We start from the raw sequence: 15,716 nt of genomic DNA on the forward strand, positions 1-15,716 counted from the left end.
CGTCTGTTAATATTTCCTAATATTTTAAACAATATATCAAAAGAAAACTATGTTTAAAATAATACCTTCAATTAAACAAAAGCCAAAATTTTCATTATTAAACATTTAAGAACATTTTAAAACAATCACTGTTTCAGTGTTTAACATTAAACAGTTGTTTAACTTCTAAGTTATCTTACCTCTGCAATTCAGAAAAAGGAATCAAATGATAATAAATGTTAAAGTTAAAAAATCTCCTATTCAATTATTTCCTTTATAATAAGCCTCCATAAGTCTCCAGCTTTCATTCTTGCTTAAAAAACATTAATGTTTTGTTCCGAATTCAGGTTATTTAAGTATTTTAGAATTGCATAAAGATAAAAATACATAAATTTGCAGATTATAAATAATAATAATAATATGAGTTGTGGATGTAAAACATCCGGCGATTCTGCACATTCTTGCGGCCCTAAGAAAACCGCAAATGGCTGTGAAAGTGTAAATACCTGCGGGAATAGTTATAAATTAAGTGTTTTTGACTGGCTATCTGACATCAACAATCCAGCGCCTAACAGGTGTGATTTTGTAGAAGTTAGATTTAAAAATGACAGGAAATCGTTTTATAAGAATGTAAATAATATTCCTTTACATATTGGTAGCGTAATTACAGTAGAATCAAGTCCGGGACACGATGTAGGCGTTGTAAGCCTTACGGGAGAATTAGTAAAGATTCAGATGAAAAAGAAAAAGTTTTCTGAAGAATTGGCACTCAAAATATACAGACAGGCCAACCAAAAAGATCTTGAGGTATGGCAGGAAGCAAGAAAAAAAGAAGATGGTGTAAAACTTGAAGCAAGAAAAATTGCTCAGAGAATAGGCCTTGAAATGAAAGTTACTGATGTGGAATACCAGGGTGACTCTTCAAAGATCACCTTTTATTACACCGCTGAAAACCGAGTGGATTTCAGACAGTTAATTAAAGATTACGCCGGAGCATTCCGTACCAAAATCGATATGAAACAGATCGGTTTCAGACAGGAAGCTGCAAAAGTAGGCGGAATTGGTTCTTGTGGACGTGAACTTTGCTGTTCTACGTGGCTTACGGATTTCAGATCTGTAAATACCAATGTGGCAAGATATCAGCAATTGAGCATTAATCCTCAAAAACTAGCCGGACAATGTGGCAAGCTTAAGTGCTGTCTTAACTATGAGCTTGACAGTTATTTGGATGCTTTAAGCAATTTTCCTTCTTCTTCAACTACTTTAGAAACAGAAAAAGGGAAAGCATTTTGTATCAAAATTGATGTTTTCAAAAAGAAAATGTGGTTTGCCTATGTAGACAGCTCCATTGCATGGTATGATTTCGATATAGATCTGGTGAAAAAACTGATTTCAAAAAATAAAAGAGGAGAAAAAACACTTCCTCTGGAAGACTTGAAACAGCCGGAAGCTTCTGCTCAAAATATTGATTTGATCCAGGAAAACAGCGTGGATCGTTTTGAAAAGAAAAACAGAGGAAACAGGAACAAAAACAACCAAAACAGGCAAAATCATAACCAACAGGGGCAACAAGGACAAAAAAGAACCAGACCGGAGAGACAAGACAGACCGGAAAGATCTGAAAAACCAGAAAATCCTAATGCTCAATCTGGAAATCAGCCCAGACCTCAAAAACAACACCCGCAGCAAAAAGCACCTGTGGAAAAAGTAGAGGGTAATTCTGATGCTGACAAGAAGCCACAAAACAACCCGAACAAGAAGAAATTTAAAAAGAAATATCCTCCAAAAAAAGATAATAATGCGTAAAATTTTAGGATTATTTTCCCTTATCCTTTTCTTTAGCTGTAACTCTTCCTCAGGAGGAGATGTCATCATGAATTCCGTTGACAACAAATGGAATAAGAAAAATGAGCAAAAATTTAATCTTGAAATTTCAGATCCGCAGAATCCTAAAAATATTATATTTGTCGTAAGAAACAACAATAGTTATCCCTACAGCAATATAAGATTTATTGTAAATTTCACCAATCTCCAGAACAAAAAAAAGGAAACTGACACCTTGAATTATGTACTGGCAAAACCCAATGGAGAATGGCTTGGTACAGGGTTTGGTGACACAAAGGAAACTTTGTTTCAGTATAAATTGAATTATCAGTTTCCGGGAAAGGGAAAATATGAAATCAGTCTGACCCAGGCGATGAGAAATGACAACCTTTCAGGAATTGAGGATATTGGGGTAAAAATAGAAACGGCTAAACCGTAACCATAAATGGAAGAAAACAAAAAAAATGCAGGAAATAAGGGGAAAACATTTCCTCTGCCTCCTAAAAAAAAGAAAGATACCTCCTGGAAAAAATGGGTCTCATTTATTTGGATTGGACTTGTTGCGGTAGTTTTGGGTATTTCGGGACTTTTCTTTGCGGTTTCTCAAGGATTCCTTGGGGAAATGCCTGATGTAAAAGAACTTGAAAACCCTGATATCTTTGTCGCTTCAGAAATCATTTCTTCAGACGGAGTTATGCTGGGTAAATTCGAAAAGGAAAAAACACAGCCTATCGTTTATAAGGATCTTCCTCCTTACCTGATCTATGCCCTTCAAGCTAAGGAAGATGAACGTTTTAAAGAACATTCAGGAATCGACTTATATTCTATTGCCAGAGCCGTAGCCTATGGTGGTGGCCGTGGTGGGGGTTCTACAATTACCCAGCAGCTGGCAAAACTTCTTTTTACAGGAAATGCTTCTCAAAATAAAATTGAAAGAGCATTCCAGAAATTAAAAGAATGGGTAGTAGCGGTAAGCCTTGAGAAAAGATATACCAAAGAAGAGATTGTTACTCTTTATTTCAACAAATTTGATTTCCTTTTCAATGCTAACGGGATTGAAATGGCTTCCAGAGTTTATTTTAACAAAAAAACTTCGGAACTTACATTACCTGAAGCTGCAACATTTGTAGCAATGCTTGAAAACCCAAGAAAAAACAATCCTTACAGATACCCTGAAAAGGCAAAAGAAAGAAGGAATGTTGTATTGGATCAGATGCAGAAAACAGGATATATTGATGCCGCCACCTATGAAAAAGCGGCCAACACTCCTATTGAAGTAGACTTCCACCCTATTAAAAGTATTACTGACGGGTATTCGGCTTATTACAAATTCTATCTGAGAAAAGAGATCGACAAGTATCTTGAAACTCATGAAAAAGAAACCGGTAAAAAACTTAACCTCTATAAAGACGGGTTAAAAATATATGTTACTCTTGATTCTAAAATGCAGAAGTATGCAGAAGAAGCAATCAAAGAACACTTAACGGACCTTCAGAAAAGATTTGATGCAGAACAAAGAGGAAGAAAGAACAGACCTTTCTACTATCTTAATGACAAACAGATCAAAGATGTGATGCTTCAGGCCATGAAAAGAACCGGACGATACAAGCTGTTAAAAGCTGACGGAATGCCAGAAGACTCCATTATGATGGAATTCAAAAAACCTATCAAAACTTCAAGATTCACATGGAACGGAGAAGAAGAAGTTGAAATGTCTCCTTGGGATTCTATCAGGTACCACAAACAAATTGCACAGGCAGGACTAATGTCTATGGTTCCGGGAACCGGAGAGATCAAAGCTTGGGTAGGTGGTATCGACTGGCAGCACTTCCAGTATGACCACATTAAGCAAGGTAAGAGACAGGTAGGATCTACATTCAAACCTTTCGTGTATGCCACTGCGATCATGAAACTGGGAATGACTCCTTGTTCAGCTGTTTCTAACGGAACTTATGATCATAACGGATGGCATGTACCGGGAAGAGGAGGAATGCTTACTTTAAAAGATGCATTAGCACACTCTCAAAACCCTGTTGCGGCAAGATTAATTGAAATGACAGGAGTAGATGCTGTAATCCAGACTGCAAGAGATCTTGGAGTAACAGAAGATATCCCGAGAAACAATACAATTGCTTTAGGTTCATCAGACATTACTATTTATGAGATGTTAGGTGCTTATAGTACTTTTGCCAATTATGGTAATCACAATAAGCCGGAAATGATCTGGAGAATTGAAGATGCCAACGGTAGAGTAATCAAGGAAGTAAATGTAGAACCAAAAGAGGTCATGAACCCAATGTACGCCTACACCATGATTGAATTGATGAAAGGTGTGGCACAGTATGGAACCGCTTCCGGAGAATTAGGAAGAAGAGGAATCTCAAAAGCAGTAGAAATTGCAGCCAAAACGGGAACAACTCAGAACAACTCCGACGGATGGTTTATGGGAATCACGCCAAAATTAGCAACCGGAGCATGGGTTGGATGGGAAGACAGAGCAACCCACTTCTTTGGAACCGGTGAAGGTCAAGGGGCAAAAATGGCATTGCCAATATGGGCAATTTTCATGAAGAAAGTCTGGGCAGATAAGAGTTTAGGAGTTACTCCTGATGATAAATTTGTGAAACCTTCCGATTGGAAAGACGGCTGTTCAAACCTTAAAGGCTTAAGCGGGGGATATGGTGATGACGGAAGTCTTCAGACCATCGATGAGATCAAAAATCCAAGACCGGTAGATCCTGCTCCTAAAAAACCTACAGAAAAGAAAGAGGACAACATCAATGAAAATCTTCACTCTAATGATGAAGTAGATTTTAATAAATAAATTCTCTTTTAGAAATACACAAGACCTTTCAATAATTTGGAAGGTCTTTTCTTTTATAATTAATACCTTTGAAGTATGAATATCGAACGTATCAGACAACCCTTTATAGAGCATTTTCCAGGTGATTTTTCAAATAACTCTATGCAGAGAAACACTCCAAAAGTTTTATTTGCCACCATCAAACCTGCCGGCTTTGATAAACCTGAACTGATTGCTTTTAATGAAGTTCTTTCCAAAGAAATAGGATTAGGAAAATTTGAAGATAAAGATCTGGACTTTCTGGTTGGAAATAACCTTCCGGAAAATGTTCAAACCTACGCTACCGCTTATGCAGGGCATCAGTTTGGAAACTGGGCAGGACAGCTCGGAGACGGGAGAGCAATACTTGCCGGTGAAATCACAAATGAAGCAGGAAAAAAAACAGAAATTCAATGGAAAGGTGCCGGAGCAACCCCATATTCCAGACATGCCGATGGAAGAGCCGTATTAAGATCTTCTGTACGGGAATATCTGATGAGCGAGGCAATGCATCATTTAGGAGTTCCTACAACAAGAGCACTCAGCCTGGCTTTTACGGGCGAAGATGTAATGCGTGATATTATGTACAGTGGAAATCCTCAACTTGAAAAAGGCGCAGTGGTTATCAGAACTGCTGAAAGTTTTTTACGGTTCGGACATTTTGAACTGATGTCTGCCCAAAGAGAATACAATACACTACAGGAACTGGCTGATTTTACTATTGAAAACTATTATCCGGAAATCACATCATCAGACAATCAGAAATACAAAGACTTTTTTGAAAATATCTGTACCCGTACCGCTAACTTAATGGTGGAATGGTTCAGAGTAGGATTTGTACATGGAGTTATGAATACAGACAACATGTCTGTTCTGGGATTAACTATTGATTATGGACCTTACTCCATGATGGATGAATATGATTTGAATTTCACCCCTAATACCACAGACCTTCCGGGAAGAAGATACGCCTTCGGAAAACAGGGACAGATTGCCCAATGGAACCTTTGGCAGCTCGCTAATGCACTTCACCCCCTAATTAAAGATGAAAAGTTTTTAGAAGATACCTTAAATAATTTTGGAACTTATTTCTGGGAGGCCCATGATCAAATGCTGTGTAAAAAATTCGGGTTTGATCAGCTTCAAAAAGAAGATGAAGATTTTTTCACCAACTGGCAGGGATTAATGCAGGAACTTCAGCTAGACTACACCCTGTTTTTCAGTCAACTGGAGAAAATAACTCCGGACACCGATATAAAACAACATTTTAAAGAGGTTTCCTATATCATGTTAAATGAACAAATGCTGACAAAGCTCAACAGCTTCATCAAGAATTATAATGCAAGATTAGAGTTAAATTCTATTCCAAGAGAGACTTCATTGGCCATGATGGAAAAAGCAAACCCAAAATTCATTCTTAGAAATTATCTTCTTTATGAATGCATTGAAGAAATCAGCAACGGCAAAAAAGAAATGTTAGAGAAGCTTACTAAAGCCCTTGAAAATCCATATCAGGAAGTATACTCTGAGTTCTCTGTTAAAAGACCATCCGGCTATGATGATACTGCAGGATGTTCTACACTTTCATGCAGTTCGTAATAAATTAACAACCAAACAGATACTTTATTAGTAAATGATTATCATATTAAATATTTTTACTACATTTAGAAAAATCTTTAACATGAAAAAAATTGTACTTTCTTTAGCATTGGCATCATGCTTTTACAGCAACGCACAGACCTTACTTTCGGAAAGTTTCGAAGGGGCTACATTTCCTCCAACAGGATGGACCAAGTCTAATACAAACGCATCAAGAGCATGGGATTTAACCAGTTCTGTTTTTTCCGGAACTTCAGCATCATCTATTGAGCTAAAAACGAGGTTTACAATTGCCGGAACTAATTCCGCCACTATTGATTGGATTTCAGGAGCCAACACAGCAAATCTTGTGAGCCCTTCATTCAGCTTAGTAGGAGCTGCAAGTCCAACTTTCAGCTTCAAGGTAAAAGTTGGCTGGGGTTATATGATAAGCCTGAACAAGGGCAACCTTCTTGCACAGATCTCAACAGACGGAGGATCCAGCTGGACTACTCTTTGGAATGAAGACAGCGAACCTGGTTTTACTGATGATGGTGACGGTAATATAGATACTGATTTTTATAACACAGTTACCGTACAGAAAAGCCTTAGCACATATATAGGACAAGCAAACGTAAAAGTAAGATTCCAGTATATTGCAAATGATGCTGATGCAGTTTCAATTGATGATGTACAGGTTATTGCTAACGGAACTCTTGGCACCAATGAGATTTCAAAAACAAAGAATAACAATCTTTCCGTTTATCCTAATCCATCAAAAGGAGAGGTAAATATTAAGACTGATAAAAAAATCAAATCAACATCCGTTATTGATATGTCGGGTAAGACCCTTAAGACGAACGATTCCGGAAATACAGATATTATTATGCTTCCAAAAGGAACTTATCTGTTAAAAATAGACTTCGCAGACGGAACGTCTACCACAGAAAAAGTAATCAAACAATAACAACGTTTATACAATCTTTACACAACCACCAACTTTGGTGGTTTTTTTATTTTACTTTTGCAAAAAATCCGACACGTGTCTTTTATCAAAACAAAAATCATCAATTTCTTTAAACTGATTTTTCCTTCCACTTATACCGAACTGGCAGTTTTTCTGTTTTTTATAATCTGTTATGGCATTTTAGGTTCATATATTGCCCTTCATTACAGGATTATATTTGACAGCAGAATTCCATGGGATGCTTATTTCAGTTTTGATAACAAATCTATCCTTATGACAGGGGGAAGTTTTGAAAGACATCCTCTATCCTATTATTTTTTCAACTGGGTAAGAGAATTTTCATTATTGATTTCAGGTGGAAAAATGGACGCTAACTTCAGACTTACACTGGCTTGGCTTAGCAATATTATCATCAGCTTAAACATTGTTCAGGTTTTTAAATATTTAAAGAATATTATATGCCTTCCTCTCTGGTTAAGTACTTTAATTGTCTTGTTTTTTGGAATTTTTTCAACCAATATCATATTATCCTTTACTCCGGAAAATTTCACCTACACGCTGTTTTTACTCTCATTATACAATTATTATGCAGCAATAAAACTCAGAAAGGAAGAAAAAATACCCGCTATTGCCCTTTCGCTCGCAGGAATTACTATTGGCGGACTTACTATTACCAATTTTGTAAAAGTTTTTGTTCCCCTTCTTTTTGAAAAAAATATTTTCAGAGATTGGAAAAAATTCGGAAATGTAGTGTTTAGAGTTGCAGTTGCAGTCATTTGTTTTGTACTGCTGTATTTGAACAGAATTGATTTTAAATATCAGAATATCTTTTCCAAAACCAACCAACAGTACGAAAAATTCTCTAATGTAGAATCAATGCCCACCTGGGACATGATTCTCTCCTTCTTTTTCGGGGGTAATATTCTTTTCCCTGGATTTATTATTTCGGATAAACATAATATGAAAGGATTTGACTTTAAAGGGCTTTATATGGACCTTTATTCATCTGCTTTTCCTTACTTTTTTACAGCTATATTACTGATCCTGATAATGTGGAGTTATTTTAAAAATTTCAGAAACAAATGGGTTCAGGTTATTGCCATTTCTTTTTTCGTTGACATTGTTATTCATTGTGTAATGAGGTTTGGACTTCATACTTCTTCTATCTACGGAGGACATTTTGTTTTCGTATACCCAATTCTTTTAGGATGGCTTTTTTACGCCTACAGGTCATCCCCTAAAATGATGTCAATCTTAACATTAACAGTGATCTTACTATTTGTATATCTACTGGCTAACAACCTGTTTCGAATGACTGAATTTTTCTGGTTTATGGAAACTTATTATCAATAAAAAAAGCTGAGAAAAATTCTCAGCTTTTTGTTTTTTATGTTGAAATGAGTCAATTCTATTTTGCTTCTGCACAGAAAATTCTGTACTGTACTGCTACTGCAGATTTGAAATATTCTCTGATTCTCGAAAGATCACTCGCTGCACTTTGTTTTGTGAAATAACTTCCTGCTAAAATCTTATAATTAGGTCTTAAAGAGGCATCTGTTTCCACTTTAAGGTTAGGGAATCTTTTTCTGAAATAAGACTTTACTTCATTGGCTTCCTCATTACTTTTCACCGTTGTAATCTGAATCTTAAAACCTAAAATTCTAGGATTTTTCTTACAAATTTCAGCATTCGTAAGTTCTCGGTTCGGCACAAAGATTCTCGGAGGTTTTGTATTTATCCCTGTAGAAACTCCAATATCGTTAGAACCGGAATCTTTAGAAGAATTTGCAGGAGTAACTTTAGCACATTTTCCTTCAATTCCTTCCAAAGCTGCATTTATTTTGGAATCCATTGTCATAACAAGCTCCGTACCCGAAAGGGTATCTTTTTTAACAACTTGCTGGGCTTCAATACTATAAAAACCAAATAGTGATAATATTGAAAATATTTTAATCAAATTTTTCATTTAAACTTGTTTTCGCAAATTTATACAAATTAAAAAACTATACCAAACAGGTTATTTAGAATCAATACAAATTAAACGTAAATGATATTTTCCCTTTTCGATATACCGTTAAATTCCTGTTAAAAATATTATTTTTGCCGAATTGATTGAATGTTCAATAATTTACTAACATAAGATAATTTAAATGATTAGTTGGAGAAAGCATTATAAAAAAACGTTGATCGCGATAGGCTTATTGCTATCAACCAGTGCTTCATTTTACGGGCAAGACGGCGATCCTAAAAACGGAGAGAAACTTTTCAAAGCGAATTGTACTGCATGTCACGCGCTGGACAAACAAGTTGTTGGACCACCATTAAAGGGGGTTGTAGAACGAGTAAAGACAGAAGGTGGTGTAGACAAAGATTGGCTTCACAAGTGGATCAAAGACAACAAAGCTCTGAGAGCTTCTGGGGATAAATACGCCAATGAGATTTTTGAAAAGTTTAACAAGACTGAAATGCAGGTCTTTCCAAATCTTACAGATAAGGATATTGACGACATTTTAGCTTTCACTACTAATCCTCCGGCTCCGGAGCCGCCAAAGGCAGATGATAAAGCAACTGCTACAGCGGGAGCAACTGCAGCACCTGCAGACAAAACTACTACAAACGTTGTTATCATTTCACTTTTAGCGATCGCAGGTTTATTGGTTTGGATCTTGGTAAAACTGAGACAATTGGTAAAACTGGGTCAATCTGAAGATTTAGCTGGACTTAACGAAACAAGAGTTCGTTCTTTCAGTGAAATGTATGAGAAGTTCCACTACATTGGTAAAGGTTTATTAGCAATCCTTGCTATCCTAGCGGCCTATGGAGTATGGAACTGGTTGATGTGGATTGGGGTTTACAAAGGGTACAAACCTGAGCAGCCTATCTACTTCTCTCACAAAATTCACGCTGGAGAGCAAAAAATTGACTGTCAGCTATGTCACTCTAGTGCTAAATACGGAAAAGTATCTGAAATTCCTTCTATGAACGTTTGTATGAACTGTCACAGAACAATTTCTGAATACAACGCAGATCACTACATGGAGCCAGGAAAAGATAAGGCATTCTATGATGGAGAAATCCAGAAGATCTACGCTGCAACAGGTTGGGATCCTGCAAAACAACAGTATACAGGAAAAACACAACCGGTTGAATGGACAAGAATCCACAATATGCCAGATTTCGTTTACTTCAACCACTCTCAGCACGTAATTGCTGGAGAACAAGCAATCATCAATTCTTTCAACAAAAAGAATCCTAACAACAAAATTGATGTTGTATGTAAAGCTTGTCATGGTAAAATTGATACAATGAATGTTGTTCAAATGGCTAACGACTTTACTATGGGATGGTGTATCGAGTGCCACAGAACGACTGAAGTTGATATGAACAACGGTTATAATAAAGAGTACTTCAAAAATCTACATGACAAGTTGAAAAAACAATATCCTCAAGATGGAGGTAAGATCACTGTAGATGCAATTGGAGGTCTTGAGTGTGGTAAATGTCATTATTAATAACTAAAAAATTAGAAGTATAAATGGCTTCAAACAAAATACAATTCAGAAGTATTCATGAACTTAAAGATCCAGCTTTGAATAATAAGCTGGCTCAGAAAGAGTTTCAGGAAGAAATTCCGGTAGAAGATTTCCTTGGAGATGCTGAGAAAAACGGATCAAGTACTTCAAGAAGAGATTTCCTGAAATTATTAGGATTCTCTACAGCAGCAGTTACATTAGCTGCCTGCGAAGCTCCGGTAATCAAAACGATTCCTTATGTGGTAAAGCCGCATGATATTATTCCGGGAGTCCCTAATTATTACGCTTCAACATATTTTGACGGTTTCGACTTTGCTAGTGTTTTAGTAAAAACCCGTGAAGGTAGACCAATCAAAATTGAACCAAACCCAGCTGGTGGTGATTTAGGTAAAACTAACGCAAGAGCTCAGGCAAGTGTACTTTCTCTTTATGATAATGATAAAGTAAAGCAGCCTAAACTAGATGGTAAAGATGAAACTTTCGATAAAGTAGACAGTTTCGTGATTAAAGGTTTAGAAGAAGCTAAAGCGTCTGGCAAAAAGATTGTTGTTTTATCACACTCTTTTGCTTCACCAACTTTCAAAAAGTTATTCGCTGAATTTAAAGCTAAATATCCTACAGCTGAATTAGTAACTTATGATGCTTTCCCTTATTCTGCAGGATTAGATGCAGCTCAGGAAGTATTCGGACAAAGAGCATTGCCTGTTTATGACCTTAAAGGTTCTGAATTGGTAGTTTCATTCCAGGCTGATTTCTTAGGAGACTATAACGCTTCAAGCTTAGAAACTTCTTATGCAGCAGCTAGAAAACCGGGAGCAAGCATGTTGAGACACATCCAAGTGGAATCTAACATGTCATTAACTGGTGCTAACGCTGACTCAAGATACAGATTAAAGCCAAGTGCTGTAAACAAAACATTAGTTGAAGTTTACAATGCTATCGTAGGAGGTGGTACTTCTGATAAGACTGCAACTGAAATTGCTAACGAATTGAAAGCAAAAGGCAGCAAAGCTGTTGTTTTTGCTGACGGTTCTAAAGGAGCACAGGTTTTAGCACACTTAATCAACCAGAAATTAGGTTCAGTAGCTTTCACAGGTAAAGCAAACTTACTGAAAGAATTTAACGGTACAAGATACCAGGAATTCTTAGGATGGGTAAACGGTGGACAAGTTGGTGTATTGGTTACAAACAACGTAGACCCTATCTACTCTCATCCAAAAGGAGAAGATTTCAAAAAATCTTTATCAAAAGTTCCTTATGTAGTTGCTGTAGCAGATAAGAAAAATGAAATGTACAAAGCAGCGAAAGCTGTAATTCCTGTAGCTAACTGGCTAGAATCTTGGGGAGATATCGAACCACAGACAGGGGTATATTCATTGATGCAGCCTACTATCCAGAAAATCTACAAATCAAGACAGATTGAAGAATCTCTATTGGTTTGGAAGAATGGTAAAAACAATGCAGCAAACAACTACTACGATTATTTAAAAGCAAGCTCTGCTTCACTTTTAGGTGGTACTTCTTTCAACAAAGCATTGTACAACGGTATTAACGCTTCTACAAACGCTGCAACTTTATCTTATGGAGGCGGAAACGCTGCGCAAGCTGTTGCTGAACTAGGAAACTTCAAAGCTTCTGAATTAGAATTAGTATTATACACTAAGACTTCAATGGGAGACGGTACTCAGTCGAACAACCCTTGGTTGCAAGAATTACCTGACCCAATTACAAGAATGTCTTGGGATAACTACCTTACAATTTCTCCTAAAGATGCAGAGAAATTTGCAATTGACAACGATCTTAACGCGAGAATGCAGTTAGATGGTTCTATTGTAAACCTTACTGTAAACGGAGTAAAAATAGAAAACGTTCCTGTATTTGTACAGCCAGGACAAGCTGAAGGATCTGTAGGTCTTGCGCTTGGTTATGGTAAGAAAAACTCAGGAGCAACTGCAGATACTGGTGTAAATGCTTATCCTTTATTCGATGGTTCTAACCTTGTTCTTTCAGGTGTTAAAATCGAGAAAACAGGAGAAGATCACGAATTTGCAGGGATCCAGCTTCAAAACACATTAATGGGCCGTTATGAAATCGCGAAGGAAGTTCCTTTAGCTGAATTCATTAACGTTGCTTTTGATGATGAGCACAAAGGATGGAATAAGCCTTTGGAATACCACACGATCAGCGGAGCACTTCCAGCGAGAAAAATTGATCTTTGGGATGCTTTCGATGATACGGATGGACCTCACTTCAACTTATCTATCGACTTGAACTCTTGTACTGGTTGTGGAGCATGTATTATTGCTTGTCAGGCAGAGAACAACGTTCCTGTAGTAGGAAAAGAAGAGGTAAGAATGTCTAGAGATATGTACTGGTTAAGAATTGACCGTTACTATTCTTCAAGACAAAAAGTAGAAGTATACGAAGGATTGAAAGAAGGAATGGCTGTACCTGAATTGTATGGTACTGCATTCGGAGACGGAGGTGCATTAAACCACCCTGCAGACAACCCGGATGTAATCTTCCAACCTGTAATGTGTCAGCACTGTAACCACGCTCCATGTGAAACTGTATGTCCGGTAGCGGCTACTTCACACGGTAAGCAAGGTCAAAACCATATGGCTTACAACAGATGTATCGGTACAAGATATTGTGCAAACAACTGTCCGTACAAAGTAAGACGTTTCAACTGGTTTACTTATAACCTAAATGACAAGTTCGATTTCAACATGAACAACGATTTAGGAAGAATGGTACTTAACCCGGATGTAGTTGTAAGAACTAGAGGGGTAATGGAGAAATGTTCAATGTGTATCCAAATGACTCAGAATACTATTCTTGAGGCTAAGAAAGAGGGAAGAAAAGTGAAGGATGGAGAATTCCAGACTGCTTGTTCTAAAGCTTGTTCTACGGGAGCAATGACATTTGGAGATATGAATGATAAAGATTCTGCAATTAGAGAGCAATATGCTTCTAACAGAAGATATTATTTACTTGAGGAGATCGGAACAAAACCAAACGTGTTCTATCACACTAAAGTAAGAAACAGAGTAGAAAAATAAAGTTTAAATAATAAATAGGTAAAAAATGTCAGGACATTACGAAGCTCCGATAAGGGAACCTCTAATTATTGGTCACAAAACTTATCACGATATTACAGAAGATATCGCACGACCTATCGAAGAAAGAGCAGGTAAATTATGGTGGATCTCACTATATGCTGCACTAGTTCTATTCCTCTATGGATTCGGCTGTATTGCGTACACTATCGGGACAGGTATTGGAGCATGGGGGCTTAACAGAACTATTAACTGGGGTTGGGATATCACCAACTTTGTATGGTGGGTAGGTATCGGTCACGCCGGAACCCTAATCTCAGCAGTATTATTATTATTTAGACAGAGATGGAGAATGTCTGTAAACAGATCTGCAGAGGCGATGACGATCTTTGCGGTTGTACAGGCAGCAATCTTCCCTGTAATCCACATGGGTAGAGTTTGGGTTGGATACTGGGTATTCCCTTTACCAAACCAATTCGGTTCTCTTTGGGGGAACTTCAACTCTCCTCTACTTTGGGACGTATTTGCGATCTCTACGTATTTCTCAGTATCAACTGTATTCTGGTTCATGGGACTAATCCCTGACTTTGCAATGATCAGAGATAGAGCGAAAACGCCTTGGACTAGAAAAATTTATACATTCCTTGCATTCGGTTGGGGTGGTAAAGCAAAACACTGGCAAAGATTCGAAGAACTTTCTTTGGTTCTTGCAGGTTTGGCAACTCCACTTGTATTCTCAGTACACACTACCGTATCTTTTGACTTCGCAACTTCAGTTATTAAAGGATGGCACTCAACAATCTACCCTCCTTACTTCGTAGCTGGTGCGATCTTCTCAGGATTTGCAATGGTACAGACACTATTGTTAATTGCAAGAAAAGTTTGTCACTTAGAAGAATATATTACAATGTATCATATCGAAATTATGAACATCGTAATCGTTCTTACAGGTGGTATGGTAACCGTAGCTTATGCTACTGAATATTTCATCGGATGGTACTCAGGATCTAGATTTGAAGATTTTACATATCTTTCTCCAGGTGCTGCTGTAGGACCTTACTGGTGGGCATTCTGGTCATTGATTATCTGTAACCTTGTAATTCCGGCTTCATTCTGGTTCAAAAGAGCAAGAACGAACATTATCTGGACATTCATTGTTGCATTAATCATCAACATCGGTATGTGGTTTGAGCGTTTTGATATCATCGTTATCAACCTTTCAAGAGACTACTTACCAGGATCATGGACAATGTTTAAGCCAACGATCATTGATGTAGGTGTATATTTGGGAACTATCGGATTCTTCTCTGTATTATTCTTATTATACGCAAGAACATTCCCTGTAATTGCACAGGCTGAATTAAAATCGATTTTGAAAATCTCAGGTGAAACTTATAAAGCAAAAGAAGGAGATGAGCACCACTAAAATTGTATACGGACTTTATGCCGACGACGACGATTTAATGAACGGCGTTAAGGCATTCAACGATAAAGGAATCGCTATAAACGAAGTATATACTCCGTTTCCGGTTCACGGGCTAGACAAGGCTTTAGGGTTAAAGAAAACCAGAATTTCTGATGCTGCATTCTTATATGCTCTTTACGGTGTTACTATCGGTGCTACTGTAACTTGGTATGTGATGAACCATGACTGGCCTCAGAATATCGGTGGTAAACCAGCTTTCGACTGGGCACACAACATGCCGGCATTCGTAGTTCCAATGTTTGAACTAATGGTATTCTGTGCTGCTCACATGATGTCTTTAACTTTCTTGGTTAGAAACAAAATGTATCCGGGAGCTCCTGCTCAGAACCCAGACCCGAGAACTACTGATGATAAATTCATGATGGAATTTGTAACTGAAGATGTAGAATCTGTAAAACAGTTGCTTATTGAAACTGGAGTTGAAGAAATAACTGTTAAAGACGCTTAA

The 15,716-nt window shown here is 37.3% G+C and carries 11 protein-coding genes; 10 read left to right on the plus strand and 1 reads right to left on the minus strand.

Translation table 11 applies throughout. The features are described from left to right. Positions 1-399 precede the first annotated feature (399 nt). From OL225_RS15945 to OL225_RS15970, 6 genes are all read left to right on the plus strand, one after another. Entirely contained in the window at positions 400-1,785 is a 1,386-nt protein-coding gene (locus OL225_RS15945) for a stage 0 sporulation family protein (protein WP_264518997.1), read from the plus strand. Next, complete coding sequence (locus OL225_RS15950) at positions 1,778-2,242, plus strand: gliding motility lipoprotein GldH (RefSeq protein WP_047376199.1); 465 nt, start codon at positions 1,778-1,780, stop codon at positions 2,240-2,242. Before OL225_RS15945 ends, OL225_RS15950 begins: the two co-directional genes overlap by 8 nt. A gap of 6 nt (positions 2,243-2,248) precedes the next feature. Beyond that, a complete protein-coding gene (locus tag OL225_RS15955; protein WP_047376197.1) occupies positions 2,249-4,627 on the plus strand; it encodes a transglycosylase domain-containing protein in 2,379 nt (792 codons plus the stop codon). A 75-nt stretch (positions 4,628-4,702) separates the two neighbouring features. Next, on the plus strand, positions 4,703-6,244 hold the full coding sequence (locus tag OL225_RS15960; protein ID WP_264518897.1) for a protein adenylyltransferase SelO: 1,542 nt from the start codon (positions 4,703-4,705) through the stop codon (positions 6,242-6,244). 82 nt (positions 6,245-6,326) lie between these two features. Beyond that, the gene (locus OL225_RS15965) at positions 6,327-7,190 is read left to right on the plus strand and encodes a T9SS type A sorting domain-containing protein (RefSeq protein WP_264518898.1); all 864 of its coding nucleotides are present in this window, start codon (positions 6,327-6,329) and stop codon (positions 7,188-7,190) included. A 75-nt stretch (positions 7,191-7,265) separates the two neighbouring features. Next, complete coding sequence (locus tag OL225_RS15970) at positions 7,266-8,543, plus strand: DUF6080 domain-containing protein (RefSeq protein WP_264518899.1); 1,278 nt, start codon at positions 7,266-7,268, stop codon at positions 8,541-8,543. Positions 8,544-8,598: 55 nt separating this feature from the next. On the opposite strand, the gene OL225_RS15975 is transcribed toward OL225_RS15970, so the two are convergent. After that, positions 8,599-9,156, minus strand: coding sequence for an SPOR domain-containing protein (locus OL225_RS15975; protein WP_047376192.1), 558 nt, complete (start codon positions 9,154-9,156; stop codon positions 8,599-8,601). A 184-nt stretch (positions 9,157-9,340) separates the two neighbouring features. Between OL225_RS15975 and OL225_RS15980 the strand changes: the two genes are divergently transcribed. From OL225_RS15980 to OL225_RS15995, 4 genes are read left to right on the plus strand one after another with little or no spacing between them, the layout of a single operon-like run. After that, positions 9,341-10,702, plus strand: a complete 1,362-nt coding sequence (locus tag OL225_RS15980) for a c-type cytochrome (protein ID WP_047376190.1) — start codon at positions 9,341-9,343, stop codon at positions 10,700-10,702. Between the two features lie 23 nt (positions 10,703-10,725). Beyond that, positions 10,726-13,785, plus strand: coding sequence for a TAT-variant-translocated molybdopterin oxidoreductase (locus OL225_RS15985; protein WP_264518900.1), 3,060 nt, complete (start codon positions 10,726-10,728; stop codon positions 13,783-13,785). Between the two features lie 25 nt (positions 13,786-13,810). Further along, positions 13,811-15,208, plus strand: a complete 1,398-nt coding sequence (gene nrfD, locus OL225_RS15990; RefSeq protein WP_047376187.1) for an NrfD/PsrC family molybdoenzyme membrane anchor subunit — start codon at positions 13,811-13,813, stop codon at positions 15,206-15,208. Next, positions 15,195-15,716, plus strand: coding sequence for a DUF3341 domain-containing protein (locus OL225_RS15995; protein ID WP_047376185.1), 522 nt, complete (start codon positions 15,195-15,197; stop codon positions 15,714-15,716). Before nrfD ends, OL225_RS15995 begins: the two co-directional genes overlap by 14 nt.

The organism is Chryseobacterium viscerum (genome assembly GCF_025949665.1).
In the GTDB taxonomy this organism is placed as follows: Bacteria; Bacteroidota; Bacteroidia; order Flavobacteriales; family Weeksellaceae; genus Chryseobacterium; species Chryseobacterium viscerum_A.